This is a genomic window from Butyricimonas hominis (assembly GCF_014287455.1).
Taxonomy (GTDB): Bacteria; Bacteroidota; Bacteroidia; order Bacteroidales; family Marinifilaceae; genus Butyricimonas; species Butyricimonas muris.
Window position 1 is genome coordinate 195498 of sequence record NZ_JACOOH010000005.1, and the last position, 21021, is coordinate 216518.

16 protein-coding genes and 1 pseudogene are annotated in these 21021 nt (G+C 45.4%); 15 read left to right on the forward strand and 2 right to left on the reverse strand.

Going from position 1 to position 21021, the window contains the following annotated elements; all coding sequences use genetic code 11:
• Positions 1–165: 165 nt before the first annotated feature.
• Complete coding sequence (locus H8S64_RS12295; protein ID WP_186976313.1) at positions 166–1629, reverse strand: aminoacyl-histidine dipeptidase; 1464 nt, start codon at positions 1627–1629, stop codon at positions 166–168.
• A 145-nt stretch (positions 1630–1774) separates the two neighbouring features.
• Positions 1775–3985, reverse strand: coding sequence for a S9 family peptidase (locus H8S64_RS12300; protein WP_255469523.1), 2211 nt, complete (start codon positions 3983–3985; stop codon positions 1775–1777).
• Positions 3986–4406: 421 nt separating this feature from the next.
• Between H8S64_RS12300 and H8S64_RS12305 the strand changes: the two genes are divergently transcribed.
• The 15 genes and pseudogenes from H8S64_RS12305 to H8S64_RS12375 form a co-directional block, all read left to right on the forward strand.
• Positions 4407–5600 carry a hypothetical protein gene (locus tag H8S64_RS12305; RefSeq protein ID WP_186976314.1) on the forward strand — a complete coding sequence of 398 codons (1194 nt, stop codon included), beginning with the start codon at positions 4407–4409 and terminating at the stop codon, positions 5598–5600.
• Positions 5601–5610: 10 nt separating this feature from the next.
• Entirely contained in the window at positions 5611–6528 is a 918-nt protein-coding gene (locus tag H8S64_RS12310) for a hypothetical protein (RefSeq protein WP_186976315.1), read from the forward strand.
• Positions 6529–6555: 27 nt separating this feature from the next.
• Entirely contained in the window at positions 6556–7551 is a 996-nt protein-coding gene (locus H8S64_RS12315; protein WP_186976316.1) for a nuclear transport factor 2 family protein, read from the forward strand.
• Positions 7552–7691: 140 nt separating this feature from the next.
• Positions 7692–7967, forward strand: coding sequence for a hypothetical protein (locus tag H8S64_RS12320; protein ID WP_186976317.1), 276 nt, complete (start codon positions 7692–7694; stop codon positions 7965–7967).
• Positions 7958–8290 (forward strand): type II toxin-antitoxin system RelE/ParE family toxin, encoded by a 333-nt coding sequence (locus H8S64_RS12325; protein ID WP_186976318.1) that lies wholly within the window; start codon positions 7958–7960, stop codon positions 8288–8290. The genes H8S64_RS12320 and H8S64_RS12325 overlap by 10 nt, the downstream gene beginning before the upstream one ends.
• A gap of 119 nt (positions 8291–8409) precedes the next feature.
• A complete protein-coding gene (locus H8S64_RS12330) occupies positions 8410–9246 on the forward strand; it encodes a hypothetical protein (protein WP_186976319.1) in 837 nt (278 codons plus the stop codon).
• A 30-nt stretch (positions 9247–9276) separates the two neighbouring features.
• Complete coding sequence (locus H8S64_RS12335; protein ID WP_186976320.1) at positions 9277–13290, forward strand: leucine-rich repeat protein; 4014 nt, start codon at positions 9277–9279, stop codon at positions 13288–13290.
• 21 nt (positions 13291–13311) lie between these two features.
• Complete coding sequence (locus H8S64_RS12340; RefSeq protein ID WP_099293642.1) at positions 13312–13719, forward strand: DUF4878 domain-containing protein; 408 nt, start codon at positions 13312–13314, stop codon at positions 13717–13719.
• 61 nt (positions 13720–13780) lie between these two features.
• Positions 13781–14014 (forward strand): hypothetical protein, encoded by a 234-nt coding sequence (locus H8S64_RS12345; protein ID WP_099293641.1) that lies wholly within the window; start codon positions 13781–13783, stop codon positions 14012–14014.
• Positions 14015–14136: 122 nt separating this feature from the next.
• A complete protein-coding gene (locus tag H8S64_RS12350) occupies positions 14137–14457 on the forward strand; it encodes a TRL-like family protein (RefSeq protein ID WP_227215890.1) in 321 nt (106 codons plus the stop codon).
• 78 nt (positions 14458–14535) lie between these two features.
• Positions 14536–15069, forward strand: a complete 534-nt coding sequence (locus H8S64_RS12355) for a hypothetical protein (RefSeq protein WP_099293639.1) — start codon at positions 14536–14538, stop codon at positions 15067–15069.
• Positions 15070–15123: 54 nt separating this feature from the next.
• A complete protein-coding gene (gene tgt / locus H8S64_RS12360; RefSeq protein ID WP_099293637.1) occupies positions 15124–16254 on the forward strand; it encodes a tRNA guanosine(34) transglycosylase Tgt in 1131 nt (376 codons plus the stop codon).
• 21 nt (positions 16255–16275) lie between these two features.
• The gene (locus tag H8S64_RS12365; RefSeq protein ID WP_099293635.1) at positions 16276–17358 is read left to right on the forward strand and encodes an LptF/LptG family permease; all 1083 of its coding nucleotides are present in this window, start codon (positions 16276–16278) and stop codon (positions 17356–17358) included.
• 124 nt (positions 17359–17482) lie between these two features.
• Positions 17483–18940, forward strand: coding sequence for a pseudouridine synthase (locus H8S64_RS12370; protein ID WP_099293632.1), 1458 nt, complete (start codon positions 17483–17485; stop codon positions 18938–18940).
• A gap of 130 nt (positions 18941–19070) precedes the next feature.
• Positions 19071–20936: pseudogene (locus tag H8S64_RS12375) on the forward strand (polysaccharide biosynthesis protein); the annotation flags it as partial.
• Positions 20937–21021: the final 85 nt, after the last annotated feature.

A 21021-nucleotide genomic window follows, 5' to 3' on the forward strand; every position in this document is an offset into this window, starting at 1 on the left:
TTTCGTAAACTATTGGTTGTAGCGGAAATGTTTGTAAGTATTGTAAAATATAGGTGTTTACGGGTTCTAACTTTTCATAAAATTATATCTTTCCTCTTGATAGCTAAAGAGAAGGATAAATATTGAAGGAGGTGTGTTGAAACACACCCTCTTCAATGATATTTTTTATTTCGTCGGAATAGCAGCCAATGTCGCTTTCAAGAATTCCCAGAATTTACCAACGGATTCGATGTTTACTTTCTCATCCGGAGAGTGCGGGGAACTGATGGTCGGTCCGAAAGAAATCATATCCCACTTGGGATAAGTCGAGCCGAGGATACCGCATTCCAGTCCGGCATGGATAGCCATGATAGCGGGTGTCTTCCCGTAGAGTTTATTGTAAACCTCTTCCATTTCTTTGCGGATAGCTGAATCCGGATTCGGTTTCCATCCCGGGTATTCTCCGACAAAATTAATCTTGGAAGCTCCGGCGAGTTCAAACACGGAGTCAACTACTTGCGCGAGCGATGTCTTGGCTGTTTCCACGGATGAACGCATCAACATGTAAATCTCGATTTTACCGTCACCGCCCTTCACGATTGCTAAATTGTTGGATGTTTCCACCGTGTCCGGCATAGAGTCAATCATGCGCATCGCGCCGTTCGGGCAAGCCTTGATAGCGTTGATTAAATTGTATTGCGTTTGTTCCGGCATCACGTTTTGCGGCATAGCGCTTTCTTCTGCCGTGAGGATAAGGTTCGGTTCTTTAGCGCTTAATTCTGCTTTAAAGATACCCTCGTACTCCTTCACTTTAGCAAGGAATTTATCCACATTGGCAGCCGGAACGGTGACAATACCGAATGCTTCACGCGGGATAGCGTTTCTCATGTTACCTCCCGACACCGAAGCGAGGCGGAGTCCTAACTCTTTGCTGACAGCTTTCAAGAAACGGAAGAACAATTTGTTGGCATTTCCTCTGCCTAAATTGATATCCATTCCGGAGTGTCCGCCCTTCAATCCTTTTAAAGTTAATTGGAATGCTTTACTTCCGGCGGGAACGGCTTCCGGCGTGTAAGTGAATTCGATTTCCCCGTCGATACCCCCGGCACAACCCACGTATAGTTCTCCTTCGGTTTCAGAATCGAGATTCAACAAAATATCGCCTTTTACCCAGTTCGGGCGGATACCGTTTGCCCCGTCCATACCGGTTTCCTCGGTAGCGGTAATCAATACTTCAATCGGTCCGTGAGGAATGTCTTTTGACAACAAGATACCCATTCCGGCGGCAACACCGATACCGTTATCCGCGCCGAGCGTGGTTCCGTCAGCCGTTACCCAATCCCCGTCAACGTATGCCTCTATCGGGTCCTTGGTGAAATCATGTTGCTTGTCTTCATTCTTTTGAGGAACCATATCCAAGTGTCCTTGAAGAATCACTCCTTTACGGTTTCCCATACCCGGGGTAGCCGGTTTGCTCAATAATATATTGAAAGCCTCGTCCATTTCAGCGTGGATTCCGTTTTCCTTTGCCCAGTTCATCACGAATTCTCTCGCTTTTTCCTCGTGGTTGGAAGGACGCGGAACTTGAGTCAGTTTATAAAAGTTTTCCCAGATAGCCTGAGGTTCTAACGTACAGATACATTTACTCATAACGTTTTATTTTTTAGTTTTATGGTTTAAGATTCCAACCCCGTTCTCGTGAAGACCGAAAGTGTGAAATCCGAATTATTTCTATCGTTGGCAAGTTATAAAAAAAATAAATAAGTTGCGATTTAAATCGCAACTTATACATTTTTTATTTCAAGTGTTGATTCAAATAGTCAACGAATTTCGTGTAAAGGTGCAGCCGGGTCACGCCACCGTAAATACTGTGATTCCGGTTGGTGTAAATCTGCATGTCGAATTGTTTGTTCGCCTGCACGAGAGCTTCCGCCAACTCGTACGCGTTCTGCACGTGCACGTTGTCGTCGGCGGTTCCGTGGCATAACAACAAGTTTCCTTTCAAGTCCTTCACCCAGTTAATAGGGGAGTTGTCGTTATACCCGGACGGATTGTCTTGCGGGCGACGCATGAAACGTTCCGTGTAAATGGAATCGTAGAATCCCCAGTGCGTCACCGGTGCCACGGCGATAGCGGTCGAGAACACATCGTTTCCTTTCATCAGGCACAATGAAGACATGAACCCGCCGAAGCTCCATCCCCAGATACCCACTTTGCGGGCGTCGATGTACGGTTGCTCCGCGAGCCACTTCCCGGCGGCAATCATATCGTCACTCTCGATCTTCCCGAGCTGCATGTAAGTGCACTTGCGGAACTCCTCTCCCCGGGCGGCAGTTCCGCGAGGGTCGATACAGGTCACGATATACCCCTCTTGTGCAAGGTATTGCGCCCAATCCATGCCCCATGAATTTCTTACCTGTTGTGAATTCGGACCGCTATATTGGATAATTAACACCGGGTAAGCCTTGGACGCGTCGAAATCGGTCGGTTTCATCATCCACGCGTTCAACAGGGTTTTGCCATCGGCAGCCGGGATTTGGATATATTCCCTTTTGGCTACATTGTATTCCCCGAGTTTTTCTTTTAGCGCGGCATTATCTTCCAGCGTGCGAACGGCTTTCCCGTTGGCTGTGTAAAGCGTGTACAGGGGAGGCATGTCTGCGTTGGAAACTACGTTCACGAAATATTTAAACGATTTGCTGAATTCCGCCTCGTTCCATCCTTTCGTGGGAGTTAATTTCTTTTTTTTGCCCTTCGCGTCAATGGAATAAACGTATTTTTCAAGGGGTGATTCCTCGTGTGAAGAGTAATAATATAATTTCTTCACCGGGTCGTAACCGTAGAAATCGACCACGTCGTAATTGCCGGAAGTGATAGGTTGTACCTCCTTGCCCCCCATGGTATATAAATAAAGGTGCGAATAACCGTTTTTCTCGCTGCTCATGATAAAGTTTTTCCCGTCTTCCGTGAAAACCAGATTATCCAGATTTTCTTCCGCTATATAGTACTTGTTTTCCTCGCGATAAAGAACGGTTGTGCTTCCCACGCGGGCGTTGGCAAGGAGGATTTCCAGACGGTTCTGAAAACGGTTCAATTTCATGATTGCCAATCTCTTGGGGTCTTTCGTCCATTTGATTCTGGGAATGTAGATGTCTGTTTCTTCCCCGATGTTCATCGGGGTGGTAACCCGGTCTTTGATGTCATATACATGAACGCTCACGACGGAGTTCGCTTCTCCGGCTTTCGGGTATTTATAGGAATAGTTGGAAGGATAAGTTGCGTTCTCTTTTAGCGCGGGGTATTGTCCTTGAAACATGTTCATGTGAAATATTTTCACGTTCGATTCGTTGAATTTGATAAATGCCAAGGCGGACCCGTCGGGAGCCCACTCGAAGGCTTTGTTGAAAGCGAACTCTTCTTCATACACCCAATCAGGAGCTCCATTGATAATCTCGTTGAATTTCCCGTCAAAAGTAATCTGAATCTCGGAACCGAAACGCAGGTCGGAAATGAAGATATTGTTGTCGCGCACGAACGCTATCTTTGTTCCCACGGGCGAGAAAGTCGCCAGACGTTGGCTGCCGCCCTCTGAAAGAGGTTTCAACTCCCTGTTCTTGAAATCAAAAACGTAATAGTCGGCAGTGAATGAACGACGGTAGATTGGTTGGATATTCGTGTAAATCAATATATGGCTTTCGTCCGGGCTGAACTCGTAATCTTGAATCATTTTCACGTCACCGTATTTCGGGTCGTTCAAATCGAGAAGAGTCTCGACAGCCTTTCCGGTTTTATAACTGTACATGACAAGCTTTTTCCCCCGGTCTTCCAGTACCGTGTAATGTTCCCCGTCATTCAACGAGCGGAGTCCCGTGATTCCTTGCGTCCTGAAGGTGTAATTCAGGCAGAAATCATTCAACGTGAATTTTTTGCCCTGATTCTGCGCGCTTCCGGGGAGGGCGAACCCCACGATAAACATACATACAATAAACTTATAAATCATCCTCATGACAATTATTTTTAATTTTTAATTTGGGCAAAGATAAAAATATAAGATTAAAAAAAGGAGTACGCTGGAATGTTTTAGACTGGAACGGGAAGAATTAATCGTAAAATAAGTAAAATTATTGTTATTATATTTGTATATTATTTATACTTGATTAGTACCATCTCCTATTCAATTCCCATTCAAATCCTATTCAAAGTCTATTTTAATGGTCGAATAATAGAAAAATAATTATAATTGAATAAAAAATGTTACATGTATTATATATCGATAATAACATGATGAAATAATGATGATTATAAAATAGGGTTGAAATCTTTTTGGATGTAGGGCTGATTTTGTGACGTGATAAAACGATCGTTTTTTGATAGAGGAATTGTGAATTTAATCGTGCGTTAATCGATTGAAAATAATATTGTTGAAGGTGAAAAAGGTGGTTTTGAATTGGAATATGATAGAGCAACGATGGATGTATATTTGTTGTTTGTTCATGTGTTTGGAGGTGAATTGTTTGTATGCGCAAGAGGAAACGATTTACCGGACAAAGCAATTGGAAGAGATAGGACAAATGTTGGAAACCCGCGGTATATCGGCAATGAAGCCGGGAATATATGATGCCGACGCTATATGTCCGGGAAAAAGAGTACGCGTGGAAGCGGGGTTCGGGGGATTGATCTCGAGTATCGGACTGGAACTTTTTGATACACGTGTGGTGGCGGAGTATTTGCGTCCGGTCTATGATTTTGTGGAACGCTATTTATTGCGTTTACTCTTGATAGATAAACCGGACGAGATTCTTCGGCTTTTGAATGATGATAAGGTCGGGCTTGTGTTGAACGGGGTACCTTTCGAGAAAAGTCCCGTGGCGTTGGTTTCGTTCGTGGCGGCGATCCAGCCGGGGACGGATTTCGTGTTCGTTGCCGATACGACTGCTTACAAGGTGGGCTGGGACACCGGAACGGGCACTTTGCAGATGACCTTCCCGAAACAGTACGGGTTAATTGCGGGAAAGGATAAAATCGAGATGGAGGATGATTTCCAGAAAGAGTTGTTCCTGTATATGCCGGAGACCCCGGCGGTGGAGCAAGTCCCTTTGTCTGTGCTGACGGCTGTCCCCGGGTGCGGGTATTACAGGCGGAGGGGTGAACATTATATCATTCCGGCGTTGTGTTCCGACCGTTATTATCGTGTTGCTCCTGATAGTGTGGTTACTCTTTTGTTTGATAAGGATTGCCCGGAAGCCTCTCTCGCGAATCTTTTTTTGGAAGGGGAGCGGATCGGGCAAGAGGTGTTTATGGAGGTTGAACATAGGCGTTACGGTAAGCGTCGCGATCATTTGGAATTGCCCGTTAATAGCTGGGTTGCTTTTTGCAAGGGTGAAAAGTGTGTGCCTTATTTTGGTGTGGAGGAGATTGCCCGGGGAAAGGTCACGGGTACCGTTATTATGGTGAACTCCGATTTGGGTTACAATCACGTGTTGTATTACGAGTGCGACCGGCAGAAATTTTTGAAGGGGGATTATTCCTTGAAGGGATGGTTGTACACGTATGTTCCCACGCATAACGTGTTGGATTTATTCGAGGAATATAAATCGAAAGTGAAAAAGTTGAATTATTAAATATGTTATTATGAAACGGTTGTATCTGTTTTTCCTCTGTTTATTTGTCTTGCACGTGGCGGGAGCGCAAGAACAATATCAAGAGGAGAAAGCGAAAATCAAAGAAATCAAGTTGAGTGGTAATTATTATTACGCGGATGTCACGATGGATAAGCTGAATGACGCGCGGGAGTTGGCTTTGCAGAACCTGATACTGGGTGTCCAGTCGGATCTGTCGGTGGGCAAGGAGATTATTCCGCGTATCAAGGAGAAGTGGCAGCATATCGCTTTGACGCGGGAGAACAAGCAGCGGGTGTTTGCCTATATATATAAAGGGGACGTGAATGAAAAGTTCGCGGGACAAAAAGCAACTACCGGGGAGACGATAGAGAAGAAGGATTCGGTAGAGGTGCTTCCGGTGAAAAAAGATACTCTGGCGGACATTCCGGTGAAGGATGTTCTCGTGGATAAGGATACAACCGGTAGTGAGGAGCGGGTGGACGTGACGGCTGTTGCTAAAGAAGAGGTGGTGCCCGATACGGTGAAGACGGTCGAAGTGCAACGGGTGACGGATACTGTCACGGTTGTGCGGAAAGACACGGTAGTGGTTACTCGTCGTGACACGGTGGTGGTGCGCGAGGTCGTGAAGGAGGAGGCACCCCGGGGTACGGGTAACCCGATGCTCGATAAGATATTGACGTTCCGGAAAATCGACGAGTTGCAACGTTATTTCGTGGAGCAGAAGGAGAAGGGAAAATTGATGTTCGGGAAATTGAGTTCCGCGGTTACCCCAGAGCAGTGTTACATGGTGATTTTCTCCCGTTCGGGGGAGGTGACAGCTATCTTGGGCAAGGGAATGGCTACCCGGCGCAACCTGACGAAAGGCACGGAGGGCGACCGGCTCGAGAATTACCCGAACCAAGGTAAGGTGTGGTTCCAGTTGTATTGATAAGGTGTGAAAAAACAGATAAATGCTATGAAAAAGAAGCTATTTTTCGGGTGGTTATTTCTCTGCGCGTGCTGTATGCTCGGGGGAAATGTTTCAGCCCAGTACAGTACGGATTTTTTCTTGACGGATATGCAGGATGAAGTAGTGAAAGAGCGGGTGCAGCAGTCGCTCACGAAATTGTTGACCGAGGTGAATATGGCACAGTTCGAGAGGAGGCAGCCGGAGTTGGCGGGATGCGGGTTGGATGGCGGTGCGGTGTCGGACGTGATGGCGTTGTGGAAGACGAGCCCGTTTCGGTGTGCGGAGACGGAGGTGATCGAGAAGTGTTTGCAGACGCCTTCCGGTTATCAGGTGCGCAATATCCCCTTGGTGATGGAACCTTTAGACCCCGAGGCGTACGGGGACGACACCTATCAGGAGGCTGTCGTGAATTTCTCCCGTTCGGGGGAGATTACCGGGGTTTATTTCGCTATCGGGATGCATCTTTATAGCAAGGTGATTCGGAGTAATATCACGGTGACCGATCTGCGCCGCAGGCAGGTGATCCTCGATTTCGTGGAGAATTTTCGGACGGCGTACAACCGGAAAGACCTTGTGTTTCTTGATCAGGTGTTTAGCGACAATGCTTTGATCATCACGGGAAAAGTGGTCAAGTCGGTGAAGGGCGGCGATAACCCGTTCCGTTTGAATCACGACATCGAGTATAAACGCCAGACGAAACAGGAGTATATGGCGAATTTGCGGAACGTGTTCAATAGCAATAAGATGATCCGTGTCATTTTCGACGATATCAAGGTGGTGAAGCATCCCGCCAAGGAGCATTATTACGGGGTGACGTTGAAACAGGGGTTCACGTCCGACCGTTACCATGACGTGGGGTACGTTTTCCTGTTGATGGATTTCAAGGATGAAACGAACCCGATGATTCACGTGCGCACGTGGCAACCCGATAAGTACGAGGACGGTACGGATTTGCCCGCCGATAAGATTTTCTCCCTTTCGGATTTCGATGACGGGGAGTGAGCGGGTGTTTGCTTTTCACCGGATAAGTGAACCTGTTACGGTCGTTCTTTGACATGCTGGAAACGAGATAGAAAATGATGGAATTGTCATGGAAAAAATGTATCTTTGTATCAAGTAACCAAAGAGAAAGGAGTTTTGATATGACTACAATGGAGTTGGACGCTTGTAAGATGCAATTGATACGTGATATTCTTGCGATAGATAGTTCCGAAACCTTGGATAAGGTGAGGACGTGTGTGAAAGGATTGTTGAGCGGAAATGCATCTTTTGATAAACCTACGCGAGTTCCTCGTATCGTGGAAGAAGTGCTTTCTGATGTAGAAATCGGATTGCGGGATATTGAAGCGGGACGAGTGAAATCAAGTGAAGAGGTGTTTAAAGAGATGGAGGTTAGATTTCCGTGGTTATGCGAGTAATTTGGTCTTTAAAAGCGAAAGAACGGTTGGCTGAAATTTTGGAACAAGGTTCTTTGAATTTCGGTCGTTCTGTTTCTTTGAAATTTTACAAGAGGGTTAAATATTTTTCCTCTTTGTTGGAAACTAATCCTATGATGGGGAAATTAGATCCTTTATTGGAGTCGATACTCCTTTCGATACGAACTATTGTTGTGCATGATTATTTTAAAATAGTGTATTACGTGGATGAGGTGGAAAATTGTATTTATATTCTGACGCTTTGGGACACTCGTCGTGATCCTGATGAATACGTGAATGATCTTTTTTACGAGAAAGTAGACTAAATTTTTGATTATTCCATCGTTTTCTGTCCCGCCGTAGCGAATGTCGTTGCGGCGGGACAGTCGTTTTTTGTTATGAATGGTAGTGAAATAGAATTTTTAAAATTATGAATATGAGATGTATGAAATTTTTATTGGTATTGGTGTTTTGCAGTGTCGGGTTCGCCCAGTTGCAGGCGCAGAAAAAGCTGGTGATTCAGCAACAAGAATCACGAACCTCGTTCTTTCCCGAGGAAGGGAAGGCTTGTGTTGAGTTTCTTTCGCCGCTGGAGGATTTGAATATTAAGTCTACTTTCGGGGAGCAGCCGGAGAAGAGTGTGAACGAGGACGGTTTGCACGTGTACCGCTTCGTGTTTGACTTGACGGACGAGGTAAAGCGGACGTTGTATATCTCTGCCGAGGGTTTCGTGAGGGAGGAGTTGCGGTTGGTGATGTCGCCGAAGCAACGGTTGTATTACACGGTGTTCCCTCCCGACGAGAGTCCTTACCGTTGGGGTATGACGGCGGAGTATTTGTACTCGGGTACGGCACCTGTCGGCGGGCGTGTAGGTTTCGGGAAACGTTTCGGTTTTTACGGTTCTTTCAAGAAATCGAACGTGAAAGAGGAGGGATTCCGTATCGAGGAGATTACCGAGGAGTATGACACGAAAGGCTCGGTGGACAAGGGGTATATCCGGGAGAGTTATATTGCCGGCGTGAGCATGGGGCTTTATCGCTGGTGTTTTCTTCATTTGGGAGGCGGTTTCGGTAAATACGGTCGCCAGTGGGAGAGCAAGAGTGGTGAGCGTTACGTGAGTGACTTTCAGGAAGGTCCGGAGGTCGAATTGGGATTGAGTTTTCGGTTGGGGCATATTGTTCTGTCGGGGACGGCTAATGCCTTGATCGGTGACGATTTCATGTGTGATTATACTGCGGGTATAGGTTTCGTGATTAATTTCCAGAAAAAGAAGAAACGGTAGGGGTATTAAGTTAAAAATTTAGAGAGGATTATGATGAAAGCAAGAATATTTAAAGCGTTTGCCTTGTTGCTTTGGTTGGGGCTTTGGCAAACGGGTTGCTACCCGGACAAGTTTGACCCGGAGGGTGACGAGGTAGGACCGATTGCCACGTTGGATTTCTCGAATCCCAGCGTGGAGTTCAAGGCGGAGGCGGAGAGCCGCACGGTGATGGTGACGACGAATTACAAGACTTACCGGGTGGATGTGCCGGAAGAGGCGGCGACGTGGTGTCACGTGACGTCAGAGGGCATGACGTTGACGATTGCCGTCGACGAGAACCCGTTCAACCGGGAACGCTCGGCGACAATATCCGTGACCGTGGGAAAGGGGAGCAAGGAGTTGACGAAGACGGTTTCCGTGTTCCAAGCGGGCACATTGCCGCAAGTGAAATACAGTTCCTCGCAATTGATTTTCAAACAAAAGGGAGCCGTGAAGGAAGAAGTATCGATAAGTACCAATCAGGACGAGTGGACGTACAACGCGGTGGGGGGCGATGCCGCTTGGTTCGAGGTTACCCGGGACGGGGATAAATTGCAAATCGTTCCGAAAGGGGATAATCCCGAGAGGGCTACCCGTAAAGGGTATATCAACTTGACCTCGTCGAGTGCGGCGACGGAAGTGACAGCCACGGGATTGATCACGGTGGAACAGTTGGGAACCGATCCGGCTCTTCGGTTGTCCGAGAATGCATTCTCGCTTTCTGCCGATGGCGGGGAACGCCGGGTGCGGGTGGTGACGAATCAGCCCGAGTGGCAACTTCATACGCCTCCGGTAGACTGGTACGAGACTCGTGTCGAGGGCGACGAGGTGGTGGTCTCCGTGAAGAAAAACACGGGTGGCAACGCCCGGAAATCCGAGTTGACGGTGGCAACGCCTAACGGCAAGGTGTACGCCAACCTTTCGCTGGCGCAGTTGGGAACGGCATTCTCGTTGGAAGTATCTGCGGACACGATTGCGGTGGATGCATCGGAATCGTACACGACGCTTTGGGTAACAACCAATGCCGAGGAGTGGACGGCTTCGGTGACGGGAGGTGCGGACTGGTGCGAGTTGATGGAAGACGCTAACACGGTGACCGTTTATACCAAGGCTTATGGTAATACAACTGTTGCCCGGGAGTGTGCGATTACTTTCACGGCGGGTAGTTTACAGAAGACGGTTCGCGTGATCCAATTGCCGGATATGACGTTGATGCTAAATCACGATACCTTGCAAATGGCTCCCGCGGGCGAAAACCGAAACGTGTTGGTGCTCACGAATCAAAGTTCTTGGACGTTTGCAATAGATCCGGAAATCACCGGGTGGTGTAGTGCGGTGGCTAGCGGTAATACTCTTACGGTAACGGCAACCGCCAATAACGGGAGTCCCCGTTCGGGAGAAATCGTGGTAAGTGTCGGAGAACCGGGGATGAAGAGAAATGTTGTTCTCACGGTTACTCAAGAGGGAGGTGTTTCGGACCGGGAGACGTTGATCGCTTTTTACAACGCGACGGGTGGTCAGAATTGGATAAATAATGCGAACTGGTGTAGCGATAAACCATTGTCGGAATGGTATGGGGTGACTTGTAATGGAGATGGAAGGGTTATAAAATTAGAATTAGATGGAAATAATTTAATTGGGAATATTCCCTCTGGGCTTGGAAAATTAAGTGAATTGCAATACTTGGGATTAGGACTTGGTGAAGAAAGAAACCAATTGACCGGAAATATTCCTCCAGAATTAGGAAATCTAACAAATCTGCAGACATTACGTTTGAGTAGTAATGCATTAACCGGAAGTATACCCAAGGAATTGTCGTTATTGGTAAAATTAGAATATTTAGAATTATGTGATAATCGTTTATCCGGTGAGATCCCTGTCGAATTGGGTTTGTTAACGGAATTAACAAATTTGTTTTTGCATATGAATCAATTAACCGGAAATATTCCTGCTGAACTAGGGAACTTGCAGAAGTTAGAAAGATTGTTTTTGATGTATAATCAGTTGACCGGTAATATACCGAAAGAGTTTGGAAAACTTATTACTCTTTCGGTTTTGGCATTGCATGATAATAATTTATCCGGAAATATTCCGGAAGAATTGGGTAATTTGACTGGTTTATATTCTTTGCTTTTGCATAATAATCAATTAACTGGAATTGTTCCCGCATCGTTGGGTAATATTACCGGTTTGGGGAAATTGGTTTTGTATGGCAATCGTTTGACCGGAGTGTTTCCGGAAGAGATTAAACGCTTGCCCAATTGGAATACTTTCAATGCCGATGTATACATTTATCCACAGCAAGAGGGATACGGTTTCTCGCAAGGAGGTGGAAGTACGGTGGTTGACGATGTATGTTGTGTGAGTAGCGGGAAGAATATAGTTTCGGTAAACGTGTCTTCCGGTGGGATTCCTAGCGTGGACATCCCAAGTGAGTATTCGTGGCTAAAATGTATCTCGTCTCTTGACGGGGAAGTAAGTACGTTGCAATTCTCCGTGGATACGAACACTACCCGCGATTATCGCAAGGGATTGATCACGGTGAGGGAGAATGGTACAGCTCGTACTATCGGTGTGTATCAAGGTGTGGGCGATAGCCTGTATATTCACGTGAAGACTCCGGGAGCTTTGAGGGAATTGGTCGGAAAAGAGCGTATGACGACTACTTGCGGGGTGAAGTTGAGCGGAACATTGGGACAGGATGATTATGACGCCATGAAGTATTCCATGACAAAGTTGACAAGTATCGATATGGAAGAGGTGGAAGATACCAGTATTCCCGCTCGGGCTTTTCACGGGAAGAGTGCTTTCCGGTATATTGTGTTACCATCTCGGCTGGAGGAGATTGGGGACAATGCTTTTTATGATTGCGGTTTTAAAGGGGAATTGAAACTTCCGGGAAGCGTGACGAAAATCGGGTACGCGGCTTTCCAGTCTTGTAATAATTTTACCGGAACACTGGAATTGCCTGACGGGTTGAAGGAAGTAGGCGAGTACGCTTTCGCGCAATGCACCGGTTTGCGTGGCGATTTGATTTTGCCTGATGGAATAGAGGTGATTAGCCGTAGGGCTTTTTATGGAAATTATTTTGACGGGAAATTGGTGTTGCCTGCCACTTGTGTTGAAATTGGAGAGTCGGCTTTTAATGGTTGCGAATCGTTAACGGGGGATGTAATTATTCCTGATGGGGTACGGATAATTGGTAAGGAAGCTTTTAATTATTGTAAGAAAATTACCGGGGTAACTTTGTCCGCGGCGTTGGAAGAGATAGGGGAGAGTGCTTTCGATCATTGTATTCAATTAGCCGGTAATCTGGTTGTTCCTTCTAACGTGAAATCGATTGGTGACAAGGCGTTTGCCGATTGTGCTTTCGAGGGAGCGTTGACTTTACCTTACGGTTTGGAAACTATAGGAATGGAGGCTTTTAGAGCTTGTTCTTTCACGGGGCAATTGAGTCTTCCGTCAACGCTTACACGAATCGGGAAAGGGGCGTTTTCATCTTGCTCAGGTTTCACGGGTAATTTGATTGTACCGAATGGAATAAAGGTGATTGAGGCTTCTGTGTTTTCCGATTGCAGGGGATTCAACGGGGCGTTGACTTTGCCTTCCGGTTTGGAAGAGATTGGAGATAACGCATTTTGGAATTGTAAGTCCTTGTCCGGAGCTTTGGTGTTGCCTGCTTCGTTACGCATGATAGGGGAAAATGCTTTTAGTTATTGTGACGCTTTCACGGGTAATTTGACTATTCCGGAAGGGGTGACTACGGTAAAGAGTTATGCCTTTGCTTGTAAAAGTATAGGAAATACGATAATTCTCCCGAGTACCTTGGTTTCATTGGGATATCAAGCTTTTTACGGGATGCCGGACATAAAGTACGTGCGTTGTAATCGGGCAGAACCTTTGGTTTTATCGCTTTCACCGTTTGCGAATGCGTCCGAGTGTACATTGATTGTGCCTAAAGGTTCTCTTGAAACTTATAAAGCAGCTAATAAATGGAATGAATTTGCCGTGATAGAAGAGGAATAAGTTTAATTTAATCGTTTGAATATGAAAACAAAATTATTTAGTTTGATGTTGTTACTCGTTTGCGGTTTAATGGCATCATGTGGTAAGTCGGATGAGGAAACAGTGAAAGATTTGGCGTTGAAGTTTTATAAAGACTCGAAAGAGGGTAACTATTCATCCATGGAGAAATACGTGGTGGGAAATGATATGCTTTTCCAGATAGTCAAAGCGGGAAAAGCTAAAGATAAACAAGTATTGAAATTCATGGAAGAAGAGGCAGCCAAGTACGAGGAAACCGTGAAAGGGATTGAGTTTTCGGAAGATGGCACTAAGGCAAAGGTGCAGGTCTTGTTGAAAGAAAAAAAAGGAGAGAGAGAAAGAACGGATAATTTGGATGTGAGGAAAGTTGATGGGAAATGGATGGTGTACCAAGGTGTCCCCGGTCGTTAAAAAGAGGAAATTCATGGAAAGACAGTTGTTTTTCGCGATGTAACGGATAGAGATAAAAACTATGGAGAAAAGTATCGGAGATTTAATTAAGGAGGAATTGGAAAAACAGGAGCGGAGCATTAGTTGGTTTGCCCGTAAATTGTCATGCGATCGTTCAAACGTTTATCGTTTGTTTCAAAAGGAAAGTATTGACACGACTCTGTTATTTCGGGTTTCCCTGCTTTTGAAACGGGACTTTTTTTCATACTTGTCCGAGCGGTTAAAAGAGAAAATGCAGTCGCAAGATTCGCAATAAAATCGTGTCATTCCCGCATCGTTATATTGCACGGGAAATTATGATTTTCTTGTATTTTTGAAAAAATATTAAAAAGAGCGTTGTTACAAGAACCTTATATTTAAAATTTAAAAATAGAAACTATGAAATCAATTAAAAGATTATTGTTACTAGTGGTAGTGGCAGCGGGTATGTCAAGCTGTGCGTCTTTGTCAAGTCAAGCCGGAATGGGAGCTATTTACATGGATGTGCAAACAGGTGAACACGTGACATCCAACCCGCTGGGCTCAAAGGTAGGAACTGCTTCCGTGAACAATATTTTGGGAGTGTATCTGTCGGGAGATGCTTCTATTCAAGCCGCTGCCAAGTCTGCCGGAATTAAGAAAATCAGCCACGTGGACAGCCAGAAAAAGAGTATTTTGGGAATTTTCAGTACTTATAAGGTGATGGTTTACGGGGAGTAAACGGAAGATTTAATTGAAACATGTATTAATCCGACTAGGTGTAAATTTGGTCGGATTATTTTTATATATATAATAGTTATGAGAAGATTGTTTTTGGTGTTTGTGTTGTTCATGGCTTTGCCGCTGGGAGCCCAGAATCTGAAAGGTTTCTACGTGCAGAAAATACATCCGGATGGATTGCTTTATTTCGTGTATCCTCAAAAAATGGCGGAGATGAAAGGGAATATGAAATTGTGTCGCGGGTCTTTGTTGTATGATTATACTTATTTGGATGCAAGGGATTCCGTGACATTATTGATTACGGTGGAAACGAACGCGGTTTTCAATACGGATTCTTTATTCGTGGATCTCCCGGATGGTTCGAGGTATGCTTGTGCCGTGGAAATGATTTATCGCGAACCGCGTAAAAATGCTTGGAGATGTCGTGCGTGTTGTATGTTGACTTATGACGTGTGGGTGCGAATGTATAAAGAGCAACCCTTCACGCTGACACTATTCTCGATAAAGGATAATGTCGGTTTATGCTTTAGGGACAAAGCGGGGACGTGGTCAAAAGTTTGTGCCCGTTTTAGGCGATTACAGGAGATGATTCGTTTGAACCGAAAAAGTTAGTGTTGCAACTCTCGTTTACTTGTGCTATCTTTGCAGGCTCAAAATCATGATTAGATGAAATATACCCTTTTAGCGAAAGACAAGAATAGTGAGGCACGATGCGGTGTGTTGACCACGGATCATGGGAATATCGAAACTCCGATTTTTATGCCCGTGGGCACGGTGGGAACCGTGAAGGCCGTGCATGCAAGGGAATTGAAGGAAGATATTAAAGCCCAAATCATTCTGGGAAACACGTATCACTTGTATCTGCGTCCGGGCACGGGTATATTGGAAGCTGCCGGCGGCTTGCACAAGTTTAACTCGTGGGATGGTCCGATCCTCACTGATAGTGGCGGTTTTCAAGTATTTTCTTTAGGGGACTGCCGGAAAATCACGGAAGAGGGAGTTGTATTTCGTTCGCATATAGATGGTTCGAAGCATTTATTCACGCCGGAGAACGTGATGGATATTCAGCGAAAGATCGGGGCGGATATCGTGATGGCGTTTGACGAATGTCCCCCGGGACAGAGTGATTACGGGTACGCGAAAAAGTCGTTGGAACTCACGCAGCGTTGGTTGGAAAGATGCGTGCGGCAGTTTGACGCGACGGAACCCTTGTACGGGTATCACCAGTCACTTTTTCCTATCGTGCAGGGTTGCGTGTATAAAGATTTACGGGAACGTGCTGCGGAGCATGCCGTGGCTTTGGGACGGGAAGGTTACGCTATCGGGGGATTGGCCGTCGGGGAAGAGGCGGAAACCATGTACGAGATGATTCAGGTTGTCAATCGGATTTTGCCGCGAGATAAGCCCCGTTATCTCATGGGCGTGGGAACGCCGGAAAATATTCTGGAAGCGATTTCCCTTGGAGTGGATATGTTCGATTGCGTGATGCCGACGCGTAACGGTAGGAACGGGATGTTGTTCACGACAGAAGGGGTTATCAATATAAAGAACAAGAAATGGGAGAATGATTTCAGTCCTATCGATCCCGCCGGGTTGAGTTTCGCGGATACCGATTACTCGAAAGCTTATTTGCGACATTTAATAAAAGCGGATGAAATTTTAGGCTTACAAATTTGCTCGATCCATAATTTGTCGTTTTATTTGTGGTTGGTGCGGGAAGCACGCCGACATATACAGGCAGGGGATTTTGTAGAGTGGAAAACGAGAACGATTAAAAAAGTTACAAGAAGATTGTAGTGCCGCGAGGTACATGTGAAAATGAAAAAAATAGACATCTATATTATCCGGAAATTCTTGGGTACCTTCTTTTTCTCGATGGTGCTAATCTTGAGTATTGTGATTGTTTTCGACCTCTCGGAACGTTTGGAGAAATTTCTTGAAAAAGAAGCCCCGGTGCAGGCGATTATTTTCGATTATTACGTGAATTTCGTGCCTTATTTCGCTAATATGTTCTCCGCCTTGTTCACGTTTATATCCGTGATCTTTTTCACCTCGAAGATGGCGTACAACAGTGAGATTATCGCTATTCTGAGCACGGGAATCAGTTTCCGGCGTATGGTGCGCCCGTACATGATTTCGGCGGGGGTAATTGCCGGTCTGTCACTCTTGTTGAGCGCGTTCATTATACCCAATGCCAATAAAAAACGGATTGATTTTTCTGAAAAATATATCTGGAAACCTTATAATTTCAAGGAGAATGATATTCACCAGCAGGTGGCGCCCGGTGAGTTTATTTACATGAGCGGGTTCAGTATATATGCCAAACGGGGAGATAATTTCACGTACGAGGTGTTCAAGGATGACACGCTGGTCAGCAAATTGTCTGCGAATTCTATCGTGTGGAATGATAAAAAAGAAAAATGGACTATCAAAAATTGGGTTTTACGGGAATTTGACGGGACGAATGAAACTTATACTGTCGGGAAAGAAGATATCGATACCGTACTGAATTTCAGTGTAAAAGAATTTACTGAAGACCCGAAGAAAATCAAGGAACGTCTGACATTGCCGGAGTTGGACGAGTATATAGCCCGTCAAAAATTGCGGGGAAGCAGTAACGTGGTGGAATACCAGATCGAAAAGTACAAGATGTTTTCGGGTGCTTTTTCCACTTTTATATTGACGTTAATCGGCGTGTGTATAGCCTCCCGAAAAATACGGGGAGGAATGGGATTCCACTTGGGATTAGGTTTATTAATCAGTTTCTCGTACATTTTATTCATGCAATTTTCAACAGTTTTTGCAACCAATGGAAACATGAATCCGTTATTAGCTGTATGGATACCGAATATCCTGTTCTCTGTGGTGGCGTTTTTCGTTTATAGGGCGGCACCGAAGTAATTGAAAATTGAAAATGTAAAATTGAAAATGAAAGATAAATAGGGTGATCACTGTTTCAAAATTAGAAATGGGCATCGGCTCGCGTGATTGAAATAAAATCAAAAATTAAATTGAGATTTAGAACATGAGTAGGGAAACTAAAAGACCTAGAATTACTAGACCGACAGAGAATCGTGATGAGAATCGTCGGGGCAGAACACAGAATTTCGAAAACCGTGAGGGTGGAGAAAGAGAATTCAGAAGACCTAGCCGTTTTAACGCGGAGCGGTCTGACCGTGAACGTGGATATAATGGTATCCGTGATTTGAACAAGGAAAGAGAAAGAGAACAATCCGGGGATTCCGACAACGGGAATCGTTATCGTCGGGAGACGGATGGAAACCGGGAAAGAGGAACACGTGAAGGCAATCGTTTCGAGAATCGGGATAACAATAACCGTGCTCCGAGAAGATCTTTTGATCGGGATAGCCGGGACAACCGTGATAACCGGGAAAGACGGGAGTATCGTGATAACAGGGATAGTCGAGATGCTCGTGAAAGACGGGAATATCGCAATGACCGTGATAACCGAGATAATCGAGATAATCGTGAGAGAAGAGAGTATCGTGATAATTACCGTAATTCAGACCGTGAAGACCGTCGTGAAAGACGTCCGCAAGATCAGGATAGAAACAGAGAAAATCGATTCCAAGACAGAAATCGTGACGCGTACCGGAGAGATGATCGTCGGGAGCAGGGAAATCGGGATGATCGAGGAGATCGTCGCGAACGGTTTTCCGAGCGTCCCAAGAGATCGTTTGATAACGAGGAGGCATCCAGAAGTGTATACAGCAAGAAAAAGCAAATCGAGTTTCGCAAGAAAAACGAGGGACAGGAAACAGAACTGCGCTTAAACCGTTATATTGCCAAAGGAGGTGTTTGTTCCAGACGTGATGCGGATGTTTTGATTACTACCGGACGAGTGAAGGTGAACGGTGAGATTGTACAGCAGGTAGGGGTGAAAGTGAAACGGACGGATAAAGTTGAAGTGGATGAGCAAGTGATTGTTCCGGAGCGCAAAGTATATCTCGTGTTGAATAAACCGAAAGATTACGTGACCACGGTGGAAGATCCCTTGGAGCGTAAAACCGTGATGTCGTTGATCGACGGAGCTTGCAAAGAACGGGTTTACCCGATTGGGCGTTTGGACCGTCAGACCACAGGAGTGTTACTTTTCACGAATGATGGCGATTTGGCTAAAAAATTAACGCATCCCAAGTATAACCAGAAGAAGATTTATCACGTATTCTTGGATAAGGTGGTAAAAACCGGAGATTTGGATGCCATACGGAAAGGTATTGACCTTGAAGACGGTTTTATTAAAGCCGATGAAGTTATGGTATCTGCTGACGATAAGACTCAGGTCGGGATTGAGATTCATTCCGGTCGGAATCGAATCGTTCGCCGGATATTCGAGCATCTGGGGTACCAGATACTCCGGTTGGATAGGGTATTTTTCGCCGGGATCACGAAGAAAAATCTGCCGCGGGGACGTTGGCGATTTTTAACGCCGGAAGAGGTGAACGTATTAAAAGCATATTAAAAAAGTTTTCTTTTTAATATATTTCTATTACCTTCGCGGATGTCCACCTTTAAGGAATGGTAATCCGCGAAGGTTTTTATTTTATACTAATAATGATATGGTTGCTTTTATAACAAATGGTCTTTACAGAATGAGGACATTGCATTCATTTTCTTACACGCCTAGATGGATTGTATTCTTGATAGACGTGGCGTTGTGCATAATGGCTGTGAGTGTTGCCTATCTGATCTGGGTTAATTTCCAAATTGACCGGATGAGGTTGGATTTTGTTCTGAACGGAGCCCTCGTGATCGTGGGAGTCCGAATTATCAGTTTCGTGTTGGGGCGTACTTATTCCGGCATAGTGCGTTTCTCGGGAACAGAGGATGCTTTGCGTATCTATTACGTCTTGACAGCGGGTGAGATAGCTCTTTTGATGGGAGACGGTATCTATTTTCTAGTGTTTGGCGAGACTTACATCCCTTTGTCGGTGCTTCTTACCGAGTACGTGGGATTGACAAGCGTGATGGTGATGAGTCGTGCGATCGTGAAAAAAATCTTTTCCCAGTACGTCGGGGCCGAGCGCACGAAAAAGAACGTGATTATCTGTGGTAGTGACGAGTACGGGATTATGGCAAAGCATGCCATGGATAACGTGGAAGATGCCACTTATAACGTGTTGGCTTTTATCGACGTGAACAATCGCAAGGCGGGGAAAGTACTTGAAGGAGTCAAAATATACAAGATGTCCGCTTTGCCCGGGCTGTTGAAACGTCACCGGGTAGATAAAGTGGTGATTGCCAAAAAACAGATTTCGGCTGATAAAAAGCGAGAGATCGTGGAAACCTGTTTGACCGCGAATGTCAACGTGCTTGAGGTACCTCGTTTCGAGAGTTGGATAAACGGGGAATTGAGCATGCGGCATATTAAAAATATAAAGATCGAGGATTTACTCGAGCGTGAAGTGATCCACATGGACGAGATGAATTTGCGTAAACAATTATTGAACAAGGTCGTGCTGGTAACGGGTGCGGCAGGTTCAATCGGTAGTGAAATCGTGCGCCAGTTGACTCATTTCAACCCGGCGATGATCGTGTTGTTCGATCAAGCCGAATCTGCTCTTTATGATATCGAATTGGAATTAAAGGAAGAATGTGGTTTTACCGATTACAAGATCGAGATCGGTGATGTTCGTGACCAGAGTCGGGTAGAAGGTATATTCAAAACATGCAGACCTAATATAGTGTATCACGCGGCGGCTTACAAGCATGTCCCAATGATGGAAAAACACCCGATCGAAGGTGTGAAAACCAATATTCTGGGAACGAAAAACGTGGCTGATTGTGCTGTCAAATATGATTGCCAACGTTTCGTGATGATCTCTACCGATAAAGCGGTGAATCCTACCAATGTCATGGGTGCCAGCAAGCGTATCGCGGAAATCTATACACAATCTTTAAATCGAATAGCGAATACTCGTTTTATCACGACGCGTTTCGGAAATGTTTTAGGCTCCAATGGTTCGGTTATCCCTCGTTTCAAAAAACAGATAGAGGCCGGGGGGCCGGTTACGGTAACTCATCCCGAGATTACCCGTTTCTTTATGACTATCCCGGAGGCTTGCCAGTTGGTACTTCAAGCCGGGGCATTGGGTAACGGTGGTGAAATATTCGTGTTCGACATGGGTAAGAGTGTCAAAATCGTTGATTTGGCGCGGAAGATGATTAAACTTTCCGGTTACGAGATAGGTAAAGATATTCATATCGTGTTCACGGGCTTGCGTCCGGGTGAAAAGTTGTACGAGGAGGTACTTAACGTGAAAGAAACCACTTTACCTACCGTGCACGAGAGAATCAAGATTGCTAAAGTGCGTGAATATAATTATAATGAAGTTGTCGATTCGATCAAAGCTCTTGATATCGCTTTGCAAACGAGGGATAACTTTGCCGTGGTAAAACAAATGAAATGTATCGTTCCCGAGTTTAAATCCAAGAACTCTACTTATGAATCCATTGATTTTCAAATGGAAGAAGAGGGAGTTCAACACCACATGCAGGAGGTGCTGGATAAAATTCAGGTGACTGAAAATTTAGAAGTGAGAG